Raw genomic sequence first — 26,417 nt, 5'->3', positions numbered from 1 at the left:
AGCGCGAGAGGGAAGGGCAAAAAACAACAGAAACAACAAAGCCGCTAACAAGCGGCTTTGTTGTTCTGCAACACGCTATGGCTTATTCGTTGGCCAGTTTGTGTTCCAGGTAGTGGATGTTGACGCCGCCTTCGCAGAAGCCTTCATCGCGGGTCAGGTCGCGGTGCAGCGGGATGTTGGTCTTGATCCCGTCGACGACGATCTCGTCCAGTGCATTGCGCATGCGCGCCATGGCTTCATCACGGGTTGCACCCCAAGTGATCAGTTTGCCGATCAAGGAGTCGTAGTTCGGCGGCACCTTGTAGCCACTGTAGAGGTGCGAGTCGACCCGTACGCCATTCCCGCCCGGCGCATGGAAATGCTTGACCAGCCCTGGGCTCGGAATGAAGGTTTTCGGATCTTCGGCATTGATCCGGCACTCAAGTGCATGCCCGCGAATGACCACGTCATCCTGGGTGAACGAAAGTTTGTTGCCGGCAGCGATGCTGAGCATCTCCTTGACGATGTCGATCCCGGTGACCATTTCCGATACGGGGTGCTCTACCTGAACCCGAGTGTTCATCTCGATGAAGTAGAAGTGGCCGTTCTCGTAAAGGAACTCGAAGGTTCCAGCGCCACGGTAGCCGATGTCGATGCAGGCCTTGACGCAACGAGCCAGGACTTCCTTGCGCGCAGCTTCGTCGATGCCTGGAGCCGGTGCTTCTTCAAGTACCTTCTGGTGCCGACGTTGCAGCGAGCAGTCACGGTCGCCCAGGTGGATCGCGTGACCCTGGCCATCGGACAACACCTGAACTTCCACGTGACGTGGATTGGTCAGGAATTTTTCCAGATAGACCATCGGGTTGCTGAACCAGGCTGCCGCTTCGGCACGGGTCTGCTTCGCCGCTTCGATCAGGTCTTCTTCGCGGTGCACTTCGCGCATGCCACGACCGCCGCCGCCGCCAGCAGCTTTGATGATCACGGGATAGCCGACTTCACGACCGATGCGCAGCGCGGTTTCTTCGTCTTCGGGCAGTGGGCCGTCAGAGCCTGGAACCGTCGGTACGCCCGCACGTTTCATGGCGTCCTTGGCAGAAACCTTGTCGCCCATCAGGCGGATAGTTTCGGCTTTCGGGCCAATGAAGGCGAAACCGGATTTTTCCACCTGTTCGGCGAAATCGGCGTTTTCCGCGAGGAAGCCATAACCGGGGTGAATCGCTGTGGCGCCTGTCAGCTCGGCAGCCGAGATGATGGCCGGGATGTTCAGGTACGACAGGTTGGCGGGCGCAGGACCGATGCAGACGGTTTCGTCTGCCAGGCCAAGGTGCATCAACTCGCGATCTGCCGTGGAGTGTACAGCGACGGTCTTGATCCCCAGTTCCTTACAGGCACGCACGATCCGCAGGGCAATTTCACCGCGGTTGGCGATCAGAACTTTTTCCAACATCGCAGGCTCTCCGCGGTTCAAACGATGGTGAACAGCGGCTGGTCGTACTCAACCGGCTGACCGTTTTCTACCAGGATGGATTCGATCACACCGCTCGTTTCAGCCTGGATGTGGTTCATCATTTTCATGGCTTCGACGATGCAGATGGTGTCGCCTTTCTTCACGCTCTGGCCAACTTCAACGAAGGCTGGCGAAGTCGGTGCCGGGGTACGGTAGAACGTACCGACCATTGGCGACTTGACCACGGTGCCATTGAGTTTCGGGGCGGCCGGTGCTTCAGCGACTGCTGGAGCTGGAGCTGGAGCTGCTGCGACTGGGGCGGCAACCGGGGCGGCCATTGGAGCAGGTGCGTAGTACTGCTGAGCAGGAGTTTTGCTGTGACGGCTGATCCGAACGGACTCTTCACCTTCACGGATCTCGAGTTCGTCGATGCCGGACTCTTCCAGCAGTTCGATCAGTTTCTTAACTTTACGGATATCCATGAATCATCAACTCCCAAGGGTCGGTCAGGGGCGTTTAGCTTGTTGTTCAAGCTGTTCCAGGGCGGCCTCCAGGGCCAGTCGGTAACCGCTGGCGCCAAGGCCGCAGATCACTCCCACAGCAACATCTGAAAAGTAGGAGTGATGGCGGAAAGGTTCGCGTTTGTGCACGTTAGAGAGATGCACTTCGATGAATGGGATGCTCACTGCCAGCAGCGCGTCACGTAATGCGACGCTTGTGTGCGTAAAAGCTGCTGGATTGATCAAAATGAAGTCCACACCTTCATCGCGTGCGGCGTGGATGCGGTCGATCAGTTCGTACTCGGCATTGCTTTGCAGGTACAGCAGGTGGTGGCCACCGTCACGGGCCCGCTTTACCAGATCCTCATTGATCTGCGCCAGGGTCACCGCGCCGTAGAGGCCCGGTTCGCGTGTGCCGAGCAGGTTCAGATTGGGTCCGTGGAGAACGAGTAGGGTCGCCATCTGTTGTTCCTTGTTGTGTGAGCGGGTATCGATGCGCAGCGACTATGCCGCAAACCCAAGCGGACTGTCCAGTTAACTGCAATAGCCAGCACGATGACCGATGTTCGCGCGAAGTTTATGACTCATATATTAAATGTGGTCATTTGCCTTGGTGATGCGTGCCACGAAGTCTGCGGTGTTGATTTCGCCGATCACCCGAACATCTGCAAGCTCCGCACCATTTTTGCCGAAGAACAGCAGCGCAGGAGGGCCGAACAGCTTGTAGCGGTCGAGTAGGGCGCGTTGTTCTGTGTTGCTTTCGGTCATGTCGAAGCGGATCAGCCGATAGCCCGTGAGCAGGCGGTTGACGCCGGGATCGGGCAGCACTTCGTGTTCGATGACTTTGCAACTGATGCACCAGTCGGCGTACCAGTCCAGCAGCAGCGGCTGACCGGCGGTCTTCGCTTCGCTCAGCACGCGGTCCAGTTCGGCGGCGGTGCTGATGGTCTGCCATTGGCTGGCAGAGGGTGCCGCTGTGCCGTTGGCCATCACTGTTGGTTGCGCACGGCCCAGAGGACGGAAAGGATCGGTCTGGCCGCTCAAGGCGCCATACCAGCAGGCCAAGGCGTAAACCAGCAAAAACAAGCCAAGCAACTGTGCCAGACGCTGGGTAGTGGTTTTTTGGGTGAACTCCAGCGCGCCAAGAAACAGCGCCACGCCGGCCCATAACAAGCCCAGCAACAGCAAGGTGATCTCGCCCGGAATGACCCGGCTGATCAAGCCGATGGCCACGGCCAGCAGCAAGACACCGATGATGTTTTTCACCATCACCAGCCAAGGTCCACTTTTGGGCAGCCATGCCGCCCCGCCCGTGGCGACCAACAGCAAGGGCGCACCCATACCCAGTCCCAGGGCAAACAGTTTCATGGCGCCGCCCAAGGCATCGCCGCTGGCACTTATATAGAGCAGTGCGCCCGCCAGGGGGGCGGAGACGCACGGCGAAACCAGCAGGCTGGAGACCACGCCGAGGACCGCAGCACCCCACAGCGATCCGCCTTCAGTCCGACCCGCGACCCGATCCAGCCGGGTGCTGATGAACTGCGGCAGACGTAGTTCGAACAGGCCAAACATCGCCGCGGCGAAAATCACGAAGAACAACGAAAATGGCACCAGTACCCAGGCCGATTGCAGGCGGGCCTGTAGGTTAAGACTCGCGCCGAACATGCCCATCAATGCGCCGAGCACGGCAAAACAGATCGCCATCGGCAACACATAGGCCAGCGACAGACTAAAGCCGCGCAGCCCACCAATCTGCCCGCGAAGCACAACGCCGGACAGGATCGGCAGCATCGGCAACACGCAGGGGGTGAATGTCAGGCCGATCCCGGCGAGGAAAAAAAGCGCCAGTTCTTTCCAGCTCCAGACGCCGTGGGTCGTAGGGATGGACGGCGAGCTGGAGTTGGCGGCCGCCACATCGCCGATGGTCAGGCGCTCGGTTTCGGGCGGATAGCAGAGGCCTTTGTCGGCGCAGCCCTGGTAGGTGACGGTGAGGGTGAAGGGTCGGTTATCACCGGGCTTGCGGGGTATATCGACATCGAGAATGCCGTGATAGACCTCGACGTCGCCGAAGAACTCGTCGTGCTTTTTCTCGCCGTCCGGCAGTTGCGCGGTGCCGAGGCCGATGTCGGCAGGCTCGGTGTGGAACTGGAAGCGATGGCGATACAGGTAATAGCCTTCGGCGGGGACAAAACGCAGCTTGATCGATTGCGGCGTGGTTTCGATCAGGCTCAGACGAAAGGCTTCATGAACCGGCAGGAAATCGGCGCTGTTGTTCAGCGATGCGGCGCCCAAGGTGGCGCTGGGGCGATTGTCCAGCAGGCTCGCACCAACGGCGGGCAGGGCGAGGACCAACAACATCAGGCAGAGCAGGCGGCGCATAGCGGTCTCGCATGTCGAAAGTCTGCGCATGATAGCGGACTGTTCCCAGTCGTGCTGGGGCGGGACTTGTAACAGCATAAGAACGCCAATTTTCTGTAGGAGCGCGCTTGCCCGCGATCGGCTGCGTAGCAGTCGTAAAAATGTTGGACTCGCCGCAGCATGAAGGTCCTTCGTGTCGAGCGCGACCCCGGCCTATCGCGGGCAAGCGCGCTCCTACAAAAGCCTGTGTCTTCCTGCGAAGAAGGCGACGCGGTCTCAGATCAAACCCTGAACGCCTGCACCGCCGTGTTCAGTTGTCCGCCGAGTTGTTGCAACTGTTCGCTCTGGCTGCGGCCTTCGCCGATGCGCAGCAGGTTGTCGCCGCCCAGTTGATGGATACCTTCGCTGTGGTCACGGATTTCGCTGACGGCGCCGCTTTGCTGTGCGGTGACGTCGGCGATGCGTTCTGCGGTGTTGGCGATGGTCTGGATCGCGCCGACGATTTCATCCAGCGCACCATCTGCGAGTTGTGCCTGATTGGCCGTGGCTTCGGCGTGCTCGACTTGGGCGCGCATGCCTTCCACCGATTCGCGTGCCGCTTTCTGCAAGCTGGCGATCAGTACCTGAATCTCGCCTGTGGCCCCGGCAGTACGCTGGGCCAGGGAGCGCACCTCTTCGGCGACCACCGCAAACCCGCGGCCCATTTCCCCGGCGCGGGCGGCTTCGATGGCGGCGTTGAGGGCCAGCAGATTGGTCTGATCAGCGATGGAGCGGATCACCGTCAAGACGCCGCCAATGGTGGCCGACTCCACAGCCAGGTGTTCGATGGCTTGAGCGTTGTGTTGCACTTCACCCACCAAAGCATGCAGCCCGGTCAGGCTCAGGCCGATGACCCGCTGGCCTTGTTCGACGGCGCGACCGGCATCGCGACTGGCCTGGGCAGCCTGGCTGGCGTCACCGGCAACCTGTTGAATGGTGGCTTCCAGTTCGCCCAGAGAGTCGCGAATCATCGCGGTGTCGCCGGCCTGACGCTCCGCCCCGCCATGCAGGCCCGTGCACAGTTCGGCCAATGCATGGCTGCTGCCCTCGACCTGCTCGGCGTTCAGGCGAATAGTACCCACCAGGTCCACGAGGTAAGCCCGCAGACGATTCAACGACTCCTCGATATCGCGCAGTTCGCGGTTGGTCGCTCCCAGCTGGATGTCCTTGGCGAAATCCCCCTCGGCCCAGCTCGACAAGGCTGGCGCAAGATTGGTCAGGACGCGGGCAAGGCGACGTTGCAGGGTGTCGATCAGCAGCGCGATCAACAGGATCAGCCCGATCATCAGCCCCTGTATCATCCGCACTTCACCCTGAATACGCGCGTGTTGGCTGCGCACCTCTGGTTCCAGTTGGGCGATGGCTTTTTGCATCGCCTGGATCTTGCGTTGGGCACTGGTGCTGAGCTCGGCGCGGCGCTGAATTTGATCACGGGTGCGATTCAGCTCGGCCGGATAACGATTGAGCAGGCTTTTCAGTTCACGCTTGTAGCCCACGCCGCTGTCTTCGGCGACCGCCTTCTCACTATTGCCCAGGCCCATCATGGCGGAGAAGTCATCGGTGCTCGATTCGGTGCTGGCGGTCACGCCAAGCAATGGCAAAGCATCCAATGCCTGCGCCTGGGTGTTGATGGCGGCAACTTCGCGTTCTACGTCGGCGGCCAACTCGCTGCGGCCGCTGCTGACCAGTTTGTCCCGGGCCAGGCTCAAACGCGCCAAGTGTTGCGAAGCCGTCAGCAGAGGACCTTGATAAGTGGCGGCGGCGGGGTTGCCGCTACTGGCGGCGTATTGCGTGAGCTGCTCGAGCGCTGCGCCCAGCTCGCGTTCGGCCTGTAACAGCAAGCCTTGTGGATCACCGGCCAGTTTGCCAGCGGCCAGCAGGTCGTTGCTGCTGAATTCGCGCAGTTGGGTGAGGCTGGGACGCAGGCTCTCGGCCATTTCTGGCGGCAGTGTGTCGAGTTCCTGTTGAACCTTGTCGATGGCCTGGGTGGCGTCGCTATGGCGCAGGGCATCACCGCTGGCGAGATAGTCTTCAACATTGCGCGCAACGTGATTCTGAAATTCCTGAGACAGACTCAGGTAGCGCTCCATGAGTTGATAAGGGCGTTCCAATGCCTGCTGCGACCACCAAAGCGTTACTCCCAACGCGAGGCAAACAGTGACCAGCAGTAGTGTATTGAGATTGGTAAGCAGCTTCAGACGCATGTGTGCTCTCGACCCGACGACAAGGGTAAGTGCCTGAAGTTATTGCATTTTAGTTACAGCGTTATGACTGCGTCGGCCAGTTCTTCGAGAAAAGTGGCATTTTGCCTTAGGCGGCCGGCGTGCACCTGATTGCGTCCCGCATCTTTGGCGCGATACAGCGCGTCATCCGCCAGGGTTGCCAGCAACAGACTGTCTGCGCCGTCGGACAATTCCACTACGCCAGCGCTGAACGTGCAGGACAAATCCATCGGTTGCGCCGGGTAATGGATTTCGGCGAAGCGCTGGCGGATTTCGTCGAGTACCCGATGCGCGTTGTGCAGGTCGGTGTCCGGCATCACGATGGCAAACTCTTCGCCGCCGTAACGGCCAATGTAGTCGGTCTTGCGCAGGCGTTGCTTGAGGAATAGCGCAAGGCTTTTGATCACCCGGTCGCCCATGGGGTGGCCATGGCTGTCGTTGACACGTTTGAAGTGATCGATATCGAGCATGGCAAAGCTGAGCGGCTTGCCTTCGCGACGGGCGCGGAAGCTGCAATCTTCAAGCAATTGCAGGATGTGCGTGTGGTTATACAGGCCGGTCAGGCTGTCGCGAACCATCCGCGCCTTGAGATTACGCGCTCGCGCCGCTCGATTGCGCACGGTGGTGATCAAGTGGCGCGGCTTGATCGGCTTGGTCAGGAAGTCATCGCCGCCTTCGCTCATGGCGTCGAGCTGCTTGTCCAGATCGTCTTCGGCCGATAGATAAATGATCGGCACGCTGACATAGCGGTCGTTATGGCGGATCACTTTGGCCAGTTCGGTGCCGGTGCAGCCCGGCATGTACATGTCGAGAATGATCAGATCAGGTTGAAACTCCGCGAGTTCGGCCATGGCCTGGATCGGATCGATCAACGTGCGGGTAACGATGCCAGCGCTGTTGAGCAGGCGTTCGGTGTGAGTGGCCTGGGCGCGGGAGTCATCGATGATCAGCACTTTATAGGGCTCGTACTGCGCCACGCAGGTGAGGATTTCGATTTTTTCCAGCAGGCTCGAAGCTTCGAGGGTGCCGGTGAGAAACTCTTGACCGCCAGCGCGAACCGCAGCCAGCCGGGTCGGGGTGTCGGTTTCGTGATGGCTGAAGAACAACAGCGGCAGCTTTTGCTCCAGCCCTTCCTGGGCCTGTGCTGCCAGTTTCAGGCCCAGACCCGGGCCGCTGAAGTCGACGTCCATCACGATAGCGGCCGGATGGCGCTCGGCCATGGTGGCGTTGAACGCGGCAACGCCGTCCAGCGCCAGGGCGCTCAGACCGAAGAATTCAAGTTGCTTGGCGAGCCGGTCGCCACGCTCGTGGTCCTGCAACATCACATAGATCGGCTTGCGCAGGGGCGGTAGCGAGGTTTGTTCCAGGCGATCACCATGGCGCAGGCCAGTGCGTGACAGGCGCTGCATCAGTCGATTGAGTTCGGTGATCAAACTGCTGCTCAGACGCCCGCGGTTGGCGTCGACCGCGTCGAGGCACAGGCTGATGCTGCTTGCCAGTTGTGCGTGCTCGACTTGTTCGAAGCGCTCGGCAAAACGCAACAGGCGCAAGTTGGCCTCGGTGAGCTCAACCATGTCCGCAGCCGACCATTCGCTTTGTTGCAGGCGTTGCCAGATCTCAAGAATTTGACGTGCCTGATGGATTACCCGCTGGGCAAAGTGATGCTTGAGACGATCACGACTCGGGTCTTCTGGCTCGGTCATATCCTGACTACTAGTAAGGGAACGCACGGAGGTCGACTGGTGGCTCTATGCTAGCACCTCTTCTCGTCTTCCAGAGTGCCGTAAGTCAATTAACTGCTTTTTGCGATCGGACAGTTTTCGGTGCATGCGGATGCGTGGCAAGGGTTGGAATGCGAGTTTTTGGATCCGACATGGTGGTACATGGCGTCTGTGGGAGCAGGCTTGCCTGCGAATAGCTTGACGCGGCACGCCTGACACACCGCGCTGGATTCTTCGCAGGCAAGCCTGCTCCCACGGTCGATCGGGGACAATCGTAGGGTGCCTGCACAAGGCACCTTGCTGTAAGGTTGCGGTCGAACCATTGAACTTCGTGATTGAAAGGATATAGCCATGTTGGACTGGAAGAATCGCGCGGGCAGCGCACGGGATCGCGTCGATGAACCCAAGGTTGGAACCGCGCCCCGAGGCTATTGGGGTGGCGTTTTCTTTAGCCGCGCACTGGGCATTCTGCTGGGCGTGTATTTGCTGGTCACGTTGCTGGTCGGCTGGTACTGGAGCCATGAACCCGCGTTGTTCCCGGTTCAGCAGAACGCGCAAGCGGCGGCCGAGCGCGAGGGCAAGCAGATGGTGATCGGCTACACCACGGTCGAAACCCTCAAGACCGTCGCCGGGACCTTGCTCGACAAACGCGGTGGCTATATCTCCAACGACCGCTTTCCGCCGGGGTTGTGGCTGGACAATATTTCGCATTGGGAATATGGCGTGCTGGTCCAGGTGCGTGACCTGAGTCGTGCCCTGCGTAAGGACTTTGCCCGCTCCCAGTCGCAATCCGCCGAAGACGTCGATCTGGCAAAGGCCGAGCCGCGTTTCAACTTCGACAATAAGAGCTGGGTCTTGCCGTCGAGCGAGTCTGAGTACCGGGAAGGGATCAACTCCCTGAGCCGTTATCAGGCGCGTCTGTCCGACCCGAACCAGAAAGGCGCGCTGTTTTATGCTCGCGCTGACAACCTCAACAACTGGCTGGGCGACGTCGCTACCCGTCTGGGTTCGCTGTCGCAACGTCTGTCGGCCAGCGTCGGTCGGGTCAAGCTCAACAGCAGCCTGAAAACCGAATCCGTACTGCCGGGTCAGGTGCCGAAGGTTGACGAAGAGATCGTCGAAACTCCATGGCTGCAGATTGACGACGTGTTCTACGAAGCGCGTGGTCAGGCGTGGGCGTTGTCGCACTTGCTGCGTGCCGTCGAAGTGGACTTCGCCGATGTATTGGCCAAGAAGAACGCTACCGTCAGCGTGCGTCAGATCATTCGTGAACTGGAAGCCTCGCAGGCGCCGGTCTGGAGTCCGATGATCCTCAACGGCAGCGGCTTCGGCATCCTGGCCAACCACTCGCTGGTCATGGCCAACTACATTTCGCGGGCCAACGCTGCGGTGATCGACCTGCGTCAACTGCTTTCGCAGGGGTGATCGATGCCGTTCTCCTCTCAGGAGGCCGCGCACCGCGCTGCCTCCGACGCCGAACAGATTGCCTGGGTCGATGAACAGGACCAGCAATTGGGCTCGATCGAGCGGGCCCGGCTACGCGAACGTGGCCTGATTGGACGTGGCACTTATATCTTGTTGTTCAATTCCGCCGGGGATTTGTGCGTGCATCGGCGCACATTGAGCAAAGCTATTTATCCCGGTTATTGGGACGTGGCAGCTGGCGGCATGGTGCTGGCCGACGAAACGTATGCCGAGTCGGCAGCGCGAGAGCTGGAAGAGGAGTTGGGCGTGAGCGGCGTGCCGTTGAGCGGGCATGAACATTTCTTCTTTGATCAACCGGGCAATCGTTTGTGGTGCGCGGTGTTTAGCGCCGTTTGGGACGGGCCATTGCGGCTGCAACCCGAGGAAGTGCTGGAAGCGCGGTTTATCCCGGTCGCCGAGGCCTTGAGCGAAACCCTGTACAAGCCTTATTGCCCGGACTCTCTGGCTGCTTTGAAGCGCTATTTGGGCCAGCCAGAGCCCTAGGGTCTGTTGACGCTTGGTGGCGAACCGCGTTGCGATGCCAACGTGTGCGAGGCAAGGCGTGGGATGCCGCGAATGGTTGTTCCCTTGGCAAATCCCGCAACGCAGCCTCGCGCACGTTGGCGCGCAACCCGCAGGGACGGGGCCCATTTGGCGCAGGGCTGCGTTGCTCGGAACTTATTTGGAACAACCAAACCGCGTTCCTCGCGCCTTGCCCTGCGCCAAATGGGCCTCCGTCGCGGTCGTCACCAAGCGTCAACAGACCCTAGACGCAAAACTTGACGGAAATGACGCATATTTACGCTTAGCATCTGCAGTTTTTGCCGTTACACTGCGCGACCTTTTTCAAGCTGGGTCTTTGATTGGCCCAGTAGCGCTGCCCCTGCCTGAGTGGGGCTTCGCGGTCGGTTTTGCGCTGCGCCGCAGCCGACCCATCTTTGTCCTCAAACAAGAGGATTGCCGGTGGCCAAAAAAGCCGCATCCTTCGCCGCCCTGGGCGGTCTGGTATTTTCCACCGACGCAGGACGGCATTGTCCCGACTGTCGTCAGCCCGTGGATGCCTGTATCTGCAAACAAACCGTTATCCCCGATGGGGATGGCATCGCCCGTGTGCGCCGCGAAAGCAAAGGTCGTGGCGGTAAAACGGTGACCACTGTCACCGGTGTGCCGTTGGCCGAAGACGCACTCAAAGATCTGGCGACTACGCTCAAGCGACGGTGCGGAACGGGCGGTGCGCTCAAGGACGGAGTGATCGAGATACAGGGCGATCACGTCGAACTGCTGTTGACGGAGCTGGTGAAGCTGGGGTTCAAAGCGAAGAAGTCCGGCGGTTGACCGCCAACTTTTAAACTCTGCTCTCTGATCCGGGTCTATTGCCCCACGCAGGCAGGCGCTGTCGATACAGCGCCAAATCGTCATTTCCACTCTTTACACTGCGCCAGCCCTATCGCGGCTGACGCTATTTGACTTCTTTATAGGGGACTTCGATGTCCGTACGACGCACACGCAAAGACGATGGCAGCCAATGGACAGTTGCGGACAGCCGCAGTGTTTATGGGATTCGTCATTGGGGGGCCGGTTATTTTGCAATCAACGAAGCTGGCCGCGTTGAAGTTCGCCCCAACGGTCCGGACAGTTCGCCCATCGATTTGTACGAACAGGTCGCCCTGCTGCGCAAAAGTGGTCTTTCCCTGCCGTTGTTGGTGCGTTTTCCCGACATCCTGCAAGACCGCGTCCGTCAGCTGACTGGCGCGTTCGACGCCAACATCGAGCGCCTGGGCTACCAGAGCAAATACACCGCGTTGTACCCGATCAAGGTCAACCAGCAAGAAGCGGTGGTGGAAAATATTATTGCCACGCAGGATGTGTCCATCGGTCTGGAAGCCGGCTCCAAGCCGGAACTGATGGCCGTGCTGGCCCTGGCGCCCAAAGGCGGGACCATCGTTTGCAACGGTTACAAGGACCGCGAGTTCATCCGTCTGGCGCTGATGGGGCAAAAGCTGGGTCACAACGTCTTCATCGTGATCGAGAAAGAATCCGAAGTAGCGCTGGTGATCGAAGAAGCGGCTGAACTCAAGGTCGCGCCGCAGGTTGGCTTGCGCGTGCGCCTGTCTTCGCTGGCGTCGAGCAAATGGGCTGACACCGGCGGCGAGAAATCCAAGTTCGGTTTGTCCGCGGCGCAGTTGTTGTCTGTGGTCGAACGCTTCCGCGCGGCCGGTCTGGATCAGGGTGTGCGCCTTCTGCACTTCCACATGGGTTCGCAGATTGCCAACCTGGCCGACTATCAACACGGCTTCAAGGAAGCGATCCGCTACTACGGCGAACTGCGCAACCTGGGCCTGCCGGTCGACCACATCGACGTGGGCGGCGGTCTGGGCGTGGACTACGACGGTACGCACTCGCGCAATGCCAGTTCGATCAACTACGACATGGACGATTACGCCGGTGTCGTGGTGGGCATGCTCAAGGAGTTCTGCGACGAGCAGCAGCTTCCGCATCCGAACATCTTCTCCGAAAGCGGCCGTTCGCTGACCGCGCACCACGCCATACTGGTGGTGCAGGTGACTGACGTCGAAAGCCACAACGACGAAGTCCCGCAGATCGACGACAAGGAAAGCCTGCCGGAAACCGTGCAATGGCTGGTGGACCTGCTCGGCCCGACCGATATCGAGATGGTCACCGAAACCTACTGGCGCGCCACGCACTACATGAGTGATATCGCCACCCAGTACGCCGAGGGCAAGATCACCCTGTCGCAGAAAGCCCTGGCCGAGCAGAGCTACTTCGCGGTCTGCCGCCGCCTGCACAACTCGTTGAAGGCGCGTCAGCGTTCCCACCGTCAGGTGCTGGACGAACTCAATGACAAGCTCGCCGACAAGTACATCTGCAACTTCTCGGTGTTCCAGAGCCTGCCGGACACCTGGGCCATCGGCCAGGTATTGCCGATCCTGCCATTGCACCGTCTCGATGAAGAGCCGATGCGCCGTGCGGTGCTGCAAGACCTTACCTGCGACTCCGACGGCAAGATCAAGCAGTACGTCGACGAGCAGAGCATCGAGACCAGCCTGCCGGTCCATGCGCTGAATGAGGGCGAGGACTACTTGCTGGGGATTTTCCTGGTAGGCGCCTATCAGGAAATTCTCGGTGATATGCACAACCTGTTTGGTGACACCGACTCGGTGAACATCTACCAGAACCCGAACGGCAGCGTGTACCACGCCGGTATCGAAACTCACGACACCATCGAGGACATGCTGCGCTACGTGCACTTGTCGCCCGAAGAGTTGATGAACCATTACCGCGACAAGGTTGCCAGTGCCAAGATCACCCCACGCGAACGTACCCAGTACCTCGATGCTCTGCGTCTGGGCCTGACACGGTCATCGTATTTGTCGTCTTAAGAGGTCATCACAATCCCTGTAGGAGCTGCCGAAGGCTGCGATCACCCCGGGGTCGCGTCCGACGGTACCGGTCGTATTGGTTGGGCATTTGAAGGTCGTCCCGACCTTATCGCAGCCTTCGGCAGCTCCTACAGGGGATTGTGACCGTCGTACCTCCGCCGACAGCCGTAGGTGTTGTCGTGTTTTTTTGTAGGCTCTTTCCTGTTCTGCATTCTGGCCCTCTACTCGGAAGGATCTCTCGGCGAGAATCCCCGGCCGTCCCCAAGTAGAGGAACAGCCGATGTTCGATCCAGTCAGCGAGCCCTTTTTTCGTCTGGATATCCCGAACCTGTCCCACACGCTCAACGTGCTGTCGTTTACCGGCACCGAGGCGATCAGCCGGCCTTTTGCCTTTGAGCTGGAAGTGGTCAGCGAATCCTCCGATCTGAATCTGCAAAGCCTGATGTACCGTTCGGCGTGGCTGAGCTTCGCCGGCACCAAAACCGGGATCAACGGCCAGATCCATGGCGCAGGTCACAGCCGTCACGGGCCGAACCTGGCCCACTATCGTTTGAGTCTGGGTCCAAGACTTGCCTGCCTCGCCCAGCGCTTTAACCAGCGCATCTTTCAATGCCTGTCGGTGCCGCAAATCATTGCCAGGGTGCTCAAGGAACACGGCATTCGCGCCGATGCGCACCGCTTCGAACTGAGTGGCACTTACCTTGAACGGATGTACTGCGCGCAGCATCACGAATCGGATTTGCAGTTCATCCAGCGTCTGTGTGAGGAGGAGGGTATCCACTACCATTTCCAGCATTCGAAGCTGCGCCATGTGCTGGTGTTCGGTGATAGCCAGGGTGGGTTCCGTCGTGGGCCGACCTGTTTCTTTCAGGCAGAGCCCAAACGGCATGGGGTCAGTCAATTTACGGTCAGCACCGCCAGCGGCGAGCAAGAGAGCAGTCGCGTTCTGGAACGGGCCGAGGGCGAAAGCACCTCGCCATATCTGGGCTCCGGCCTGTTGTTGCCGTTGAGCGGGCATCCACAAAAAGACTGGAATCATCTCTGGCTGCTGACTGAGGTTCAGCATCGCGGCCATCAACCGCAGGTGTTCGATGAGCTGTTGGCCGCTGGGGGCAGCCCCCGTTTGCCGTACAGCAATCATTTCCAGGCGACGCCTTGGGAGGTCGGCTTTCGGCCTTCACCCGTGCAACCAAGGCCGCGCATGTTTGGCGTGCAGCGCGCGCAGGTGGTCGGCCCCATCTTCGATCAGGTGTATTGCGATCCGTTGGGCCGGATCAGCGTGCAGTTCGATTGGGGGCGTCAGGGTGACGGCGCGCACTACGCCAGTTGCTGGGTGCCCGTGTCTTCTGCGCTGGTTGGCGAGGACGATGATGACAGCGACCTGCCGCGGGTCGGCATGGAGGTGGTGGTGAGTTTTGTGCACGGTGACCCTGATCAACCGGTGGTGACCGCATGCCTGCAACGTCAGGACGCCGTACTGGCCGCCAGCGCAGCCACTGCTGAGTCCGGCTTCGAGCCCGCTACGGATGAGGGGCCGTTACCGGGTGCAAACGCTCTACGGATATGCCTCGATCCGCGAACCTTTGTCAGCGCCGGGCAAAGGGTCGAGCTGTCTGGGGGGATCACGCTGACGTTCGAAAACGACAGTGAGCTGATGTTCAGCGTTGGCGATAGCTCGGTCCATCTGGGGGCGGACAGCTTGAAGCTGTACAGTAAGCAGATCGCGTTCAACGCGGCCCCTGCACCGCTATCGGCCGTCGACCCGCACCGCGACGCAAGCGAAGTCGACGAGACCGACCAGCAGGCGCGGGCCAATGAACTGCTGGAGCTGTTACAGGCCAGTCATCCGTTGGTCTTGCTCTGCCAATTGCCTTCGGGTGGAAGTCTTGCCCACTGCCAAAAGGTGCCCTGCGCGTGCCGGGCGATGACCCGCCTTGATGAAGGGGGAGCCCAATGAAGGACTCAAACATCCACTTTCCCCCGATGCCAGACAATGTATGGCTATTGCTCGATACGCCAAGCGTGCCCGGTCTGGCCAATCGGTTCAAAAAACGCTTTGGTGATAGCAGCACCTGGACCGAACTGCTGGCGGGCACCGACCTGCACCTGATCCGCGAGCAGGGCCCACTGCTGGTGTATATGATGCCTGGCAGCCCGTTCTGCCATGTGTTTCCGGGTGAAGCAAAGGATTGGCCTGGCCTGTTTATCGTCTGCTCGGGGCCCAAGGAGCAACTGCTGGCCCATCTGCGTCGCATGCTCACCGTTCGTTTCAGCGACCACTACAAAAGCCTGATCACCTATTACAACGTACAGACCGCGAGCTATTTTTTCGACGCGATGGACGCTCAGGAGCTGAGTCGCTGGTTGGGACCGATCGACTCGATCACCTGGTTCGGCGGCACCTGGGCAGACAAGGTGGACGACTATCAGGGCAAACAATTCGTGGTCAATCCGAAGCTTGACGTTACCCCGTTGGCTATCGAGCCCGAACTCAGTCTCAAGCAGGAGAAAAAGTTGCAACAGTGCCTGATGGAGCGGCATGCGTACTGTTGGAGTCGTGCTACCTGCAGTCACTACCGCAGTACCCTTCGCCATCTTCAGGAGGGCCTGCGCCATGGGTTCAATGACAGTGCCATCCTCGATGAATGGCTGGAGTTGCGCTCGAGATTTCCTTCGGCATCGTTCCCGGCGAATCTGTCCGGAGACAATCAGCGGGCACGCTTTGACGAGCTGAGTAACTATTGGCAGCGTGGACAGTCGTAACCCTGGAAGGTCGTGCTCTACGGCCGCGGCCAGCCCAGTCCCGGCCTCAATGACCTCGCCCGGCAACCCAGCCATCGCTGCGGTCCAGGCGCCAGGCGAGTACGCCCAGCGTCACGCCGCGCAGTAGCATGAACAGCATGAAGGTCAGCCACAGCCCATGATTGCCGAGGTCTTGGGCGAGCCAGGCGATAGGTGCCACCAGTGCCACGCTGAGCAGCATGGCATTGCGCATCTCCCGTGCGCGGGTAGCGCCGATGAACAGGCCGTCGAGCAAGTAACTCCAGACCGCAACCATTGGCAGTGCCGCCAGATAGGGCAGATAGATAAAAGCGGTTTCGCGTACCTCTGGAATGCTGGTCTGCATCTCGATGAATAGATGCCCGGCGAACATGAACAGCACCGCAAATGCCACGCTCGCAAGCAATGACCAACCGGCGGCAACCGTCAGCGAACGCCTCAACGAGCCTCGATCATGGGCGCCGATGGCGTGACCGCACAGCGCCTCCACGGCATGGGCCAGCCCGTCCAGTGCGTGGGCGGTCAGCAGCAGGCCGTTGAGCAGCAAGGCGTTAGCCGCTACCGTGGCATCGCCCAGGCGCGCACCTTGCACCGTGATCAGGAAAAACACCGATTGCAGCGCCAGGCTGCGGATGAAAATGTCGCGATTGACCGCCAGCAGCGGTCGCCAGCTTTGCCACCGCGCGAGTGCCGCCCAGACGACTTGGCCGGGATAGGCGAGCAGGCCTTTGTGAGTCAATGCCAGGCCGAGCAGGGCGCCGATCCATTCGGCCAACACCGAGGCCCGCGCCGAACCGACCACGCCCCAGTTCAGACCGATGACGAACCATAGGTTGAGGGCGATGTTCACCAGATTGGTGGTCAACAGAATCGCCAGTGGCGCTCGGGCGTTCTGCGTGCCGAGAAACCAGCCGACCAGCGCATAACTGGCTAGCGCGGCGGGCAGGCCAAACAGCCGGGTATGGAAAAAATCCAGGGTCAGTTGCTTGAGATCGGCCGACGGCTGCATCAGGTCCAGCGCCAGATGGCTGAACGGCAGGGCGATGACGCCGAGTACCAGTGCCAGCAGCAACCCTTGCAACAGGATCTGCCGCAATGCAGCACCGTCGCTGCGCCCGGCGGCCTGCGCGGCGAAACCGGTGGTGCCCATGCGCAGAAAGCCCATGGCCCAGGCGAGGAAGGTGTACAGGCTGGCGCCCACCGCCACTGCGCCCAGTTGATGGGCATGCGGCAGATGGCCGATGACCGCGCTGTCGACCAACGCCACCAGCGGCACGGAAATATTCGAGAGAATCATCGGTGCCGCCAGCGCCCAGACCCGACGATGGGTGAGGCGGTCGCGCCAATCGCTCAGCAATCTAGACATCAAGGCTCCTTGGAAGCGGCGCAGTGTAGCAATCTGTCTGGCCTGCGCGGATCAAATGTAGGAGCTGACTTGTCTGCGATCCAGTGCGAAGCGCTGGCAAAAATGGTGAATTCACCACCGCTGGAAGGTCCTTCGGCCCTTTTCGCAGACAAGTCAGCTCCTACGCCCTCCGGGCAGAATCGAGCCCCAGTTTGCTGCGCGACAGCGCAGCGTCGAAGACGGGGCGGGCCCTCCTACAGGTGAGCTCGATCTATGCGGGTGCTCTATAGTTCATCTCTTCACTACTGCTTCCGATGAGTGACCCATGCTTAACAAAGGATTGTTTTTGGCCTGTGTGCTGACACTGTTGAGCGCCTGCGATTCGTCCACGTCAGACAAAGCCGCACCGGCCCCAGCGCCAACCCCAGCCGCAACGGTCGCTGAGTCGAGCAAACCCAAGCCCGCGCTGGATCTTCCGGCCCTGAGCAAGCGCTACGCTGGTCGTGAATTGACGGTGGTCGATGTCTCGGAAATCCAGGTCGATGGCGCCAGCACGCTGTCGGTGAGTTTCTCCGTGCCGCTGGACCCCGAGCAGAAATTCACGGAAAAACTGCATCTGGTCGACAGCAAAACCGGCAAGGTCGACGGCGCCTGGGAACTCTCCGACAACTTGATGGAGCTGCGCCTGCGGCATCTTGAGCCCAAGCGCAAACTGGTGTTGACCGTGGACGCCGGGCTGTTGGCGGTCAATCAGGGCAAGTTGGCCGCGGAATACATCAGTCGCCTGGAAACCAGCGACCTGCAAGCCACCGTCGGCTTCGCCAGCCGTGGCAGTCTGTTGCCGACCCGACTGGCCGAAGGTCTGCCAGTGATCGCGTTGAATGTCGACAAGGTCGATGTCGAGTTCTTTCGTATCAAGCCCGAGTCCTTGCCAGCGTTTCTCAGCCAATGGGGTCGTAGCAGCGCCCTGCAAAGTTATGAATCCAAAGCGCTGCTGCCCATGGCCGATCTGGTCTATGGCGGCCGCTTCGACCTGAACCCTGCGCGCAACACCCGAGAAACCCTGTTACTGCCGATTGCCGGCCTCAAGCAGCTGCAGCAGCCGGGGGTCTATCTGGCAGTGATGCGCGCTTCCGGTACTTACAACTATTCACTGCCGGCCACGCTGTTCACGCTGAGCGATATCGGCCTGTCGGTGCATCGCTATCAGAGCCGGCTGGACGTGTTCACCCAGGCGCTGGAAGGCGGCAAGGCCCTGAACGGTATCGAGCTTGAGCTGTACGACGCCGAGGGCCGGGTGGTCGGCCAGGGCAAGACCGATAACGCCGGGCATGCCCAGTTGCCGTTGCCGGCCAAGGCCGAAGTGCTGCTGGCGCACCAAGGCGAACAGACCAGCATGCTGCGCCTGAACAGCGCGGCGCTGGACCTGGCCGAATTCGACATCACCGGGCCCAAGGCCCATCCCCTGCAATTCTTTGTCTTCGGCCCGCGTGATCTGTACCGCCCTGGCGAAACCGTGTTGCTCAACGGCCTGCTGCGCGACAGCGATGGCAAGGACGTGAAGCCGCAACCGATTACCGTCGAAGTGCGTCGCCCGGACGCACAGGTCAGCCGCAAATTCGTTTGGGACGCCGACGCTACAGCGCTCTATCAATATCAGCTGCAACTGGCTGCCGAAGCGCCGACCGGGCGCTGGCAACTGGTCTTCGACCTGGGTGATGGCAAACCACAGGTGTATGAGTTTCTGGTCGAAGACTTCCTGCCCGAGCGCCTGGCGCTGGAGCTCAAGGGCAGCGATAAACCGATCAGCCCGGCGGACAACGCCGAGTTCAGCATCAATGGTCGCTACCTGTACGGCGCCCCGGCCTCGGGCAATCGCCTGACCGGCCAGCTGTATGTCAGACCCTTGCGTGATGCGGTGCCTGCGTTGCCCGGTTACCAGTTCGGTTCGATCACCGAAGAAGAGCTGAGCCAGGATCTCGATGTGGATGAAAGCACCCTCGATGCCAATGGCGAGCTGACCCTCGAGGTGGAAAGCAAATGGGCGCAGGCCAAGTCACCTCTGAAACTGATTCTGCAAGCCAGCCTGCAAGAGTCCGGCGGGCGTCCGATCACTCGACGTCTGGAGCAACCGGTATGGCCGGCTGAGCGTCTGCCGGGACTGCGTGCGCTGTTCGACGGCGACCAGACCAATGGTGATGGCCCGGCTGAATTCGAGTTGCTGGTAGCGGACAACGAAGGTCACAAACTGGCCGCCGACAACCTCAAGGTGCGGCTGGTGCGCGAGCGTCGCGACTACTACTGGAACTACTCGGAAAGCGATGGCTGGAGCTATCACTACAACGAGAAGTTTTTGAACCTCGACGAAGAAACCCTGAGCATCAAACAAGGCGACACCGCCAAAGTCAGCTTCCCGGTGGAGTGGGGTCCGTATCGCGTCGAAGTCGAGGACCCGAAAACCGGCATGATCAGCAGCCTGCGTTTCTGGGCCGGTTACCGCTGGCAGGACAACACTGAAGGCGGCGCGGTGCGTCCGGATCAGGTCAAACTGGCGCTGGACAAGCCGGCTTACGCCGACGGCGACACGGTCAAAGTCACGGTCACACCCCCAGCAGCGGGCAAGGGCTACCTGTTGCTCGAATCCAGCGATGGGCCGTTGTGGTGGCAGGAAATCGACGTGCCAGTAGAGGGCAAGACCTTCGATATCCAGTTGGACAAAAAATCGGAATGGGCACGCCATGACCTGTACATCAGTGCGCTGGTGATCCGGCCGGGCGAACGCAAAGCCAATGTCACGCCAAAACGGGCGGTTGGCGTGCTGCACCTGCCGCTGGATCGCTCGCAGCGCAAGCTGGCCCTGAGCATCAGCGCGCCGGAAAAAATGCGGCCCAAGCAACCGTTGAAGATCAAGCTGAACGCCAAGAACGCCGATGGCAGTGTGCCGACTGAGGTGAAGGTGCTGGTGTCGGCGGTGGACGTGGGCATTCTCAATATCACTGAATACCCGACGCCGGATCCGTTCTCCAGCCTGTTCGGCCGTAAAGCCTATGGCGCCGATCAACTGGACATCTATGGGCAACTGATCGAGGCCGGTCAGGGCCGTCTGGCCAGCCTGGCATTCGGTGGTGACGCGGGATTGAACAAGGGCGGCAAACCTCCGCAAACCAGCATCACCATCGTCGCTCTGCAAAGCGCGCCGGTGAAGTTGAACGAGCAGGGCGAAGGCGAAGTCAGTGTCGATATCCCGGACTTCAACGGTGAGTTGCGTGTCATGGCGCAGGCCTGGACCGGTGAGCGTTACGGCATGGCCGAAGCGAAAACCGTGGTCGCCGCGCCGCTGATTGCCGAGCTGTCGGCCCCACGTTTCCTCGCCGGCGGCGATCAGACCCAACTGGCGCTGGACCTGTCGAACCTGTCCGGCAAAGCGCAAACTCTCAACGTGCAACTCAGCACCGAAGGGCAACTGAGCTTGCTCAATGCCAGTGCCGGCCAGACCGTGCAATTGGCCCAGGGTCAGCGCACCACGTTGCAGATTCCGGTACGTGCCGAAGGCAGTTTTGGGCAGGGGAAAATCAAGGTGTTGGTGCAAGGACTGGACCTGCCGGAGGAAAACCTGCCGGCGTTCAGTCGCGAGTGGACCCTGGGCGTGCGCCCGGCCTGGCCGGCTCTGCTCAAGCACTATCGCGCGGTTCTCAAGGATCAGGCCTGGAGCTTGCCCGAAGGCGCTCTGGAGGCCTTCGAACCGGCGAGCCGCGAAGCGCTGCTGTCGGTGTCGAGCCGTCCGCCGTTGAACCTCGGCGAGCAGATCCGCGCACTGAAAGCCTACCCTTATGGCTGTCTGGAGCAGACCGCCAGCGGCCTGTACCCGTCACTCTATGCCGATGCCGCAAGCCTTAAACGTCTGGGGCTGGAAGGCGAGCCGGAGGCCGATCGCAAACGCAAGATCGAGTTGGGTATCGAGCGTCTGCTGGGCATGCAGCGCTACAACGGCAGCTTCGGTTTGTGGGGCGCGGATGGCGAAGAGGAGTATTGGCTGACTGCGTACGTCACCGACTTCTTGCTGCGGGCGCGCGAACAAGGCTTTGCCATACCGCCAGAAGCCTTGAAAAAGGCCAGTGAGCGCCTGCTGCGTTACCTGCAAGAGCGCAACCTGATCGAGGTCAATTACAGCGAGGATGCCGAGCACACCCGCTTCGCCGTGCAGGCCTACGCCGGTCTGGTGCTGGCACGCAGTCAACAGGCGCCGCTGGGTGCCTTGCGCAGTCTGTTCGAGCGCCGCACCGATGCACGTTCCGGTTTGCCGCTGGTGCAGCTGTCGGTGGCACTGGAAAAAATGGGCGACAAGCCGCGTGCCGAACAGGCGCTGATGGCAGGTCTCGCCGCCACGCGTAAAGCCAATGACTGGCTCGCCGACTACGGCAGCCCGCTGCGTGATCAGGCACTGATTCTGTCGTTGCTCGAAGAGAACAACCTGGCGGCAGACAAGCGCGAAGAGCGGCTGTTTGATCTCTCCGATCAACTGGCGGCGACGCAGTGGTTGTCGACACAGGAGCGTAACTCGCTGTTCATGGCGGGTCGCGGTCTGCTCGGCAAGCCGGAAGCCAACTGGACCGCGCAATTGAGCAGCGGTAACCAAACCCGCGAGCTGAGCAACAATCAGCCGGGCCTCAAGCTCGAAGGCGCGACCTTGGCCTCGCCGCTGTCGGTGCAGAACAAGGGTGACCAGACGCTGTATCAACAGCTGACGATTTCCGGTTATCCCCAGCAGCCGCCGCTACCTGGTGGTGAAAACCTGAGCATTCGTCGCGAATACCTGGGCATGAAGGGGCAGGCGCTGAACCTCGATGCGCTAAAGAGTGGTGAGTTGGTGCTGGTGCACATCGAAGTCAGAGCCAAACAACGGGTGCCGGATGCGTTGGTGGTGGACTTGCTGCCGGCCGGTCTGGAACTGGAAAACCAGAACCTGGCACAAAGCGCGGCCAGCCTGGAAGATGCCAGCAGCGAGGTCAAGGAATGGCGCGTGTCGATGCAGAACGCCGGTCTCAAACATCAGGAGTTCCGCGACGATCGCTATGTGGTTGCGCTGAATCTGGACGGCTACACCGCCACGCACCTGCTGTACCTGGCGCGGGCGGTGACACCGGGCACTTATCGTGTGCCGCCGCCGCAGGTCGAATCCATGTACCGGCCAAACTGGCAGGCCTTGGGCGACGCACCACCGCAGTTGGTGGTGAAGGGGAAATAAACCTGTAACCGTGGATCACTGTAGGAGCTGCCGAAGGCTGCGATCGCCCCGGGGTCGCGTCCGACCGAAGCGGGCGCCATGATTGAACACGCGGAAGGCCGTTCCGGCCTTATCGCAGCCTTCGGCAGCTCCTACAAGTAGTCGGCGTTTTATCAGTGAATAATCCAGCTCAACAACCACAGGCCCAGGATCAGCCAGATGATGCCGGAGATGATCGAGGCACGCATGAAGGCGCGGATGGCGGAGTACAGCAGCATCAGCCCGATGATCAGCGCCAGGATGCTGATCAGCGAGGGGTTCATGCCCAGCGTACGGGACAGGCCTTCGACAAAGTTGCCACCGGCATGAGTCAGTATGTTGAACAACCAACCCAAGCTATCGACAACAAAACGAATCACGGCGCCCACCACCTGGCCGAGCCATTCGAAAAAGCTTTCTACCTGCATGTGTGTGTCCTGATGAGGCTGATAAAGAACGGAGTCTGTTCGCTTGGGCTATCGGTCGGCTCGGCGAGTTCCGTGGATCATAAAGGCTCTTGGGCTTGAATCTGCGAAAATTTGTGCGCAGGACTATGGGCAGCCTGTTGCTGCTGATCGCTTTACTGTGGCTGGCCGACCGTATCTGGCCGTTGCCGCTGCCCAAGGATGATCTGGCTCGCGTGGTGCTGGCGGAAGACGGCACGCCGCTGTGGCGATTTGCCGATGCCAATGGGGTGTGGCGCTACCCGGTGACGACCGATCAGGTGTCGCCGTATTACCTCGATGCTTTGCTGACCTATGAAGACCGCTGGTTCTATCAACACCCTGGCGTGAACCCGCTGGCGTTGGTGCGGGCGACTTGGCAGAACCTCAGTGGCGCCCGCGTGGTGTCGGGAGGCAGCACCTTGTCGATGCAAGTGGCGCGGTTGCTCGATCCGCATCCGCGAACCCTGTCCGGCAAGCTGCGGCAGTTGTGGCGCACGGCGCAGTTGGAATGGCATCTGTCCAAGGACCAAATCCTCACCCTGTACCTCAACCGCGCACCTTTCGGCGGCACGTTGCAGGGCGTGGCCGCTGCCAGTTGGGCGTACCTGGGCAAGTCGCCGCTGCAACTGACCCACGCCGACGCTGCGTTGCTCGCGGTCCTGCCCCAGGCGCCGAGCCGTTTACGTCCCGACCGTCACCCGAAGCGCGCGCAGGCAGCGCGGGACAAAGTGCTCAAGCGTCTGGCCGAGTTTCAGGTCTGGCCACAATCGGCAGTCAATGAAGCGCTGGAAGAACCGTTGCTGCTGGCACCGCGTCAGGAGCCGAGCCTCGCGCCTTTGCTCGCCCGTCGCTTGAACCGTGCCGACAGCCCGCCGCTGATTCGTACCACCATCGACGCCACCTTGCAGCGCCGCCTTGAAGATTTGCTGCTCGGTTGGCGTGCGCGATTACCGGAACATACGTCGGCGGCGATTCTGGTGGTCGAGGAACAGAGCATGGCCGTGCGCGCTTATCTGGGCTCGGTCGACATCAGCGATGACAGGCGCTTCGGCCATGTCGACATGGTCAGCGCGCTGCGTTCGCCCGGCTCGACCCTTAAACCGTTTCTGTATGGCATGGCGATGGACGCCGGGCTGATTCATTCCGAATCACTGCTGCAAGATGTACCGCGGCGTTACGGCGATTATCGGCCGGGTAATTTTTCATCCGGCTTCAGTGGCGCGGTGTCGGCCAGTAGCGCATTGGCAACTTCGTTGAATCTGCCGGCTGTGCAGTTACTCGAAGCGTACGGCCCGAAACGCTTTGCCGCCGAGTTGCGCAATGGCGGTGTGCCGCTGACCCTGCCGCCCTTGGCCGAGCCGAATCTGGCGTTGATTCTCGGTGGCGCGGGCAGTCGTCTGGAGGATCTGGTCAGCGGCTACAGCGCTTTCGCTCGGGGCGGAAAAAGCGCCAACCTGCGCCTGCAACCGCAAGACACTCTGCGCGAGCGACCGATGCTGTCGCCCGGTTCGGCGTGGATCGTGCGGCGTATTCTCAGCGGTCAGGCACGGCCTGATCGCGACCCGCACGCCGACCTGGTCCAGCGCCCGGTGCTGGCCTGGAAGACTGGCACCAGTTTTGGCTTTCGCGATGCCTGGGCCATTGGCGTCGGGCCGAGGTTCCTGATCGGCATCTGGATCGGTCGCCCGGACGGCACGCCGGTACCGGGGCAATTCGGACTGGCGTCGGCGGCACCATTGATGCTGCAAGTGCATGACATGCTGATCAACCGCGACAGCCAGCGCGGTATCGTCGCTCCTGTACAACCCGTGCCGATGAACGTGGGGGTCGCGGCGATCTGCTGGCCGTTGGGCCAGCCCATGAATAAAAGCGACCCGAACTGTCGACGTCAGCGTTTTGCCTGGACACTGGACAGCACCACGCCGCCGACCTTGCAGGCCACCGATCAACCGCTCGGGTTAGGGCTGCTGGAGAAAATCTGGGTCAATGGCAAAGGCCTGCGCGTCGCCGCCAATTGCCCCGATGCACAGGCCCGGGACATCGCCTCGTGGCCTGCGCCACTGGAGCCGTGGTTGCCGCGTCTGGAACGCCGCGAAGCGCGCCTGCCGCCGAGCGATCCCGACTGCCCCCCTAAAGCCTCGAGCCTGGCTGCGCCGTTGTCGATAGTCGGTGTGCGCGAAGGTGATCAACTGCGTCTGCCGACCGGCAGCAAGGACCTGCTACGGCTCACACTCTCGGCGCTGGGCGGCAGTGGCCGGCGCTGGTGGTTTATCGATGGCGTGCCCATGGCCGACACGGCTAATGAGGACAGTTTCAACCCGACTCTCAGTCGACTGGGCCGGTACCAACTCAGCGTTCTCGATGAAGGCGGGCAGACGGCGCGGGTTGAATTTGATGTGGCGGATTGAATCGCGGGTCAGACGCAGCCTCACCCCCGCCGAATCATCCACACCCCGCCCAGGATCAGCACCAATCCGGCGACTTTGCCGATGCTGATCGGGGCTTCGCGAAAGCCGACCCACCCAAAGTGGTCGAGGGCGAGCGCCATACCCAATTGCCCGGCCAACACCAGTGCCATGAACAACATTGCGCCAATGCGCGGGCCGGCGAAGGCGGCGGTGGTGATGAAAAATGCGCCCAGCAACCCGCCGCTCCAATGCCACCAGGTCAGGCTTTTAAAGGCGTTCAACGTCGGCACTTCGCGCTGAACCAGGACCAGAATCAACAACGCCACGGTGCCCACAAAAAACGACACCAGCGCTGCCGCCAGCACGCTGGACACATTCTTGGCCAACTGGCCATTGATCCCGGCTTGCAAGGGTAAAAAAGCGCCGGCCACAAATGGCAAACACAACAGCCACCAGACGGGGGCAGGCATGGCGATCTCCAATAGAAAAAAAGGAGTGCCAGTATACCTGCTGTATCAGCAGGGACATTTACCTGAGAAGGCGATCTACTGCCCGACCCTATCCATCCGTGGTTCGGGGAATAGGTTGTTGAGGGTTTCCAGCAGGCGGACGTGGTAGATGGGTTTGCGGAACAGGTCCAGGACCTGCAAGCGCAGGAGGTCGCTGACGTCCTCCATGTCGGCCTGGCCTGAAGTGACGATGACCGGCAAGTGCTGGCGTGAGGTGTGTTCGCGCAAACGCTTGATCAGCGACACGCCACTTTCTTCGGGCATGCACAGGTCGGTGATGATCAAGGCGATATCCGGATGGCGGGTCAGTTGCTGAAGGGCGATTTTGACTGAGGTTGCAGTGAAGCAACTGAAGCCTTCGCCCTCGAGCAATTCGGCCAACTCTTCAATGGCGTCCTCTTCGTCATCCACCAGAAGAAGCTGTTGGCGTGCAGGGGAGGGGACGGCCATTTTTAATACCTGTTTTTATTGAAGTGGTTGATCGTCGACGATAAGAATTTTCACCGCCGAATGCCTGTTCACGTGCTACTCCAT

At 60.6% G+C, this 26,417-nt stretch carries 18 protein-coding genes; 8 read left to right on the top strand and 10 right to left on the bottom strand.

Features of this window, described 5'->3' with window-relative positions:
- Positions 1-82: 82 nt before the first annotated feature.
- The 6 genes from accC to AC1MEE_RS22410 form a co-directional block, all read right to left on the bottom strand.
- Positions 83-1,426 (bottom strand): acetyl-CoA carboxylase biotin carboxylase subunit, encoded by a 1,344-nt coding sequence (accC, locus tag AC1MEE_RS22435; protein ID WP_480411728.1) that lies wholly within the window; start codon positions 1,424-1,426, stop codon positions 83-85.
- A gap of 17 nt (positions 1,427-1,443) precedes the next feature.
- The gene (gene accB / locus AC1MEE_RS22430) at positions 1,444-1,908 is read right to left on the bottom strand and encodes an acetyl-CoA carboxylase biotin carboxyl carrier protein (RefSeq protein WP_480411727.1); all 465 of its coding nucleotides are present in this window, start codon (positions 1,906-1,908) and stop codon (positions 1,444-1,446) included.
- Between the two features lie 24 nt (positions 1,909-1,932).
- Complete coding sequence (aroQ, locus tag AC1MEE_RS22425; protein WP_480411726.1) at positions 1,933-2,388, bottom strand: type II 3-dehydroquinate dehydratase; 456 nt, start codon at positions 2,386-2,388, stop codon at positions 1,933-1,935.
- 129 nt (positions 2,389-2,517) lie between these two features.
- Positions 2,518-4,305 carry a protein-disulfide reductase DsbD gene (locus tag AC1MEE_RS22420; RefSeq protein WP_480411725.1) on the bottom strand — a complete coding sequence of 596 codons (1,788 nt, stop codon included), beginning with the start codon at positions 4,303-4,305 and terminating at the stop codon, positions 2,518-2,520.
- A gap of 260 nt (positions 4,306-4,565) precedes the next feature.
- Entirely contained in the window at positions 4,566-5,294 is a 729-nt protein-coding gene (locus AC1MEE_RS22415; protein ID WP_480416303.1) for a methyl-accepting chemotaxis protein, read from the bottom strand.
- A 1,286-nt stretch (positions 5,295-6,580) separates the two neighbouring features.
- Positions 6,581-8,248, bottom strand: coding sequence for a diguanylate cyclase (locus tag AC1MEE_RS22410; RefSeq protein ID WP_480411724.1), 1,668 nt, complete (start codon positions 8,246-8,248; stop codon positions 6,581-6,583).
- 369 nt (positions 8,249-8,617) lie between these two features.
- Between AC1MEE_RS22410 and AC1MEE_RS22405 the strand changes: the two genes are divergently transcribed.
- The 6 genes from AC1MEE_RS22405 (at position 8,618) to AC1MEE_RS22380 (ending at position 15,894) form a co-directional block, all read left to right on the top strand.
- Entirely contained in the window at positions 8,618-9,691 is a 1,074-nt protein-coding gene (locus AC1MEE_RS22405) for a DUF2333 family protein (RefSeq protein ID WP_480411723.1), read from the top strand.
- A 3-nt stretch (positions 9,692-9,694) separates the two neighbouring features.
- Positions 9,695-10,234 carry an NUDIX hydrolase gene (locus tag AC1MEE_RS22400; RefSeq protein WP_480411722.1) on the top strand — a complete coding sequence of 180 codons (540 nt, stop codon included), beginning with the start codon at positions 9,695-9,697 and terminating at the stop codon, positions 10,232-10,234.
- A 459-nt stretch (positions 10,235-10,693) separates the two neighbouring features.
- Complete coding sequence (locus AC1MEE_RS22395) at positions 10,694-11,065, top strand: translation initiation factor Sui1 (protein ID WP_480411721.1); 372 nt, start codon at positions 10,694-10,696, stop codon at positions 11,063-11,065.
- A 152-nt stretch (positions 11,066-11,217) separates the two neighbouring features.
- A complete protein-coding gene (gene speA, locus AC1MEE_RS22390) occupies positions 11,218-13,131 on the top strand; it encodes an arginine decarboxylase (protein WP_480411720.1) in 1,914 nt (637 codons plus the stop codon).
- Positions 13,132-13,411: 280 nt separating this feature from the next.
- Complete coding sequence (gene tssI / locus AC1MEE_RS22385) at positions 13,412-15,088, top strand: type VI secretion system tip protein TssI/VgrG (RefSeq protein ID WP_480411719.1); 1,677 nt, start codon at positions 13,412-13,414, stop codon at positions 15,086-15,088.
- Positions 15,085-15,894, top strand: a complete 810-nt coding sequence (locus AC1MEE_RS22380) for a DUF4123 domain-containing protein (protein WP_480411718.1) — start codon at positions 15,085-15,087, stop codon at positions 15,892-15,894. The genes tssI and AC1MEE_RS22380 overlap by 4 nt, the downstream gene beginning before the upstream one ends.
- Before the next feature lie 46 nt (positions 15,895-15,940).
- On the opposite strand, the gene AC1MEE_RS22375 is transcribed toward AC1MEE_RS22380, so the two are convergent.
- Complete coding sequence (locus tag AC1MEE_RS22375; protein ID WP_480411717.1) at positions 15,941-17,278, bottom strand: MATE family efflux transporter; 1,338 nt, start codon at positions 17,276-17,278, stop codon at positions 15,941-15,943.
- Between the two features lie 304 nt (positions 17,279-17,582).
- Between AC1MEE_RS22375 and AC1MEE_RS22370 the strand changes: the two genes are divergently transcribed.
- The gene (locus AC1MEE_RS22370; protein WP_480411716.1) at positions 17,583-22,502 is read left to right on the top strand and encodes an alpha-2-macroglobulin family protein; all 4,920 of its coding nucleotides are present in this window, start codon (positions 17,583-17,585) and stop codon (positions 22,500-22,502) included.
- Between the two features lie 152 nt (positions 22,503-22,654).
- Here the strand turns inward: AC1MEE_RS22370 and AC1MEE_RS22365 are convergent, their stop codons facing one another.
- A complete protein-coding gene (locus AC1MEE_RS22365) occupies positions 22,655-22,948 on the bottom strand; it encodes a hypothetical protein (RefSeq protein ID WP_480411715.1) in 294 nt (97 codons plus the stop codon).
- Between the two features lie 113 nt (positions 22,949-23,061).
- Between AC1MEE_RS22365 and pbpC the strand changes: the two genes are divergently transcribed.
- The gene (gene pbpC / locus AC1MEE_RS22360) at positions 23,062-25,374 is read left to right on the top strand and encodes a peptidoglycan glycosyltransferase PbpC (protein ID WP_480411714.1); all 2,313 of its coding nucleotides are present in this window, start codon (positions 23,062-23,064) and stop codon (positions 25,372-25,374) included.
- A 20-nt stretch (positions 25,375-25,394) separates the two neighbouring features.
- Here the strand turns inward: pbpC and AC1MEE_RS22355 are convergent, their stop codons facing one another.
- The gene (locus tag AC1MEE_RS22355; RefSeq protein ID WP_480411713.1) at positions 25,395-25,844 is read right to left on the bottom strand and encodes a DMT family transporter; all 450 of its coding nucleotides are present in this window, start codon (positions 25,842-25,844) and stop codon (positions 25,395-25,397) included.
- Between the two features lie 75 nt (positions 25,845-25,919).
- Entirely contained in the window at positions 25,920-26,333 is a 414-nt protein-coding gene (locus AC1MEE_RS22350; RefSeq protein ID WP_480411712.1) for a response regulator, read from the bottom strand.
- Positions 26,334-26,417: the final 84 nt, after the last annotated feature.

It is taken from the genome of Pseudomonas sp. ASL3 (assembly GCF_056680425.1).
The sequence above is the reverse complement of the archived record's forward strand: the minus strand, read 5'-3'. Positions and strand labels throughout refer to the sequence as shown.

What these genes read in the sequence shown, in the direction of transcription:
- aroQ (WP_480411726.1), bottom strand. Translation starts at nt 2,388, where the DNA reads ATGGCGACCCTACTCGTTCTCCACGGACCCAATCTGAACCTGCTCGGC.
- AC1MEE_RS22405 (WP_480411723.1), top strand. Translation starts at nt 8,618, where the DNA reads ATGTTGGACTGGAAGAATCGCGCGGGCAGCGCACGGGATCGCGTCGAT.
- AC1MEE_RS22375 (WP_480411717.1), bottom strand. Translation starts at nt 17,278, where the DNA reads ATGTCTAGATTGCTGAGCGATTGGCGCGACCGCCTCACCCATCGTCGG.
- accB (WP_480411727.1), bottom strand. Translation starts at nt 1,908, where the DNA reads ATGGATATCCGTAAAGTTAAGAAACTGATCGAACTGCTGGAAGAGTCC.
- tssI (WP_480411719.1), top strand. Translation starts at nt 13,412, where the DNA reads ATGTTCGATCCAGTCAGCGAGCCCTTTTTTCGTCTGGATATCCCGAAC.
- AC1MEE_RS22355 (WP_480411713.1), bottom strand. Translation starts at nt 25,844, where the DNA reads ATGCCTGCCCCCGTCTGGTGGCTGTTGTGTTTGCCATTTGTGGCCGGC.
- AC1MEE_RS22420 (WP_480411725.1), bottom strand. Translation starts at nt 4,305, where the DNA reads ATGCGCCGCCTGCTCTGCCTGATGTTGTTGGTCCTCGCCCTGCCCGCC.
- AC1MEE_RS22370 (WP_480411716.1), top strand. Translation starts at nt 17,583, where the DNA reads ATGCTTAACAAAGGATTGTTTTTGGCCTGTGTGCTGACACTGTTGAGC.
- AC1MEE_RS22410 (WP_480411724.1), bottom strand. Translation starts at nt 8,248, where the DNA reads ATGACCGAGCCAGAAGACCCGAGTCGTGATCGTCTCAAGCATCACTTT.
- AC1MEE_RS22415 (WP_480416303.1), bottom strand. Translation starts at nt 5,294, where the DNA reads ATGATTCGCGACTCTCTGGGCGAACTGGAAGCCACCATTCAACAGGTT.
- AC1MEE_RS22350 (WP_480411712.1), bottom strand. Translation starts at nt 26,333, where the DNA reads ATGGCCGTCCCCTCCCCTGCACGCCAACAGCTTCTTCTGGTGGATGAC.
- speA (WP_480411720.1), top strand. Translation starts at nt 11,218, where the DNA reads ATGTCCGTACGACGCACACGCAAAGACGATGGCAGCCAATGGACAGTT.
- AC1MEE_RS22365 (WP_480411715.1), bottom strand. Translation starts at nt 22,948, where the DNA reads ATGCAGGTAGAAAGCTTTTTCGAATGGCTCGGCCAGGTGGTGGGCGCC.
- AC1MEE_RS22400 (WP_480411722.1), top strand. Translation starts at nt 9,695, where the DNA reads ATGCCGTTCTCCTCTCAGGAGGCCGCGCACCGCGCTGCCTCCGACGCC.
- accC (WP_480411728.1), bottom strand. Translation starts at nt 1,426, where the DNA reads ATGTTGGAAAAAGTTCTGATCGCCAACCGCGGTGAAATTGCCCTGCGG.
- AC1MEE_RS22380 (WP_480411718.1), top strand. Translation starts at nt 15,085, where the DNA reads ATGAAGGACTCAAACATCCACTTTCCCCCGATGCCAGACAATGTATGG.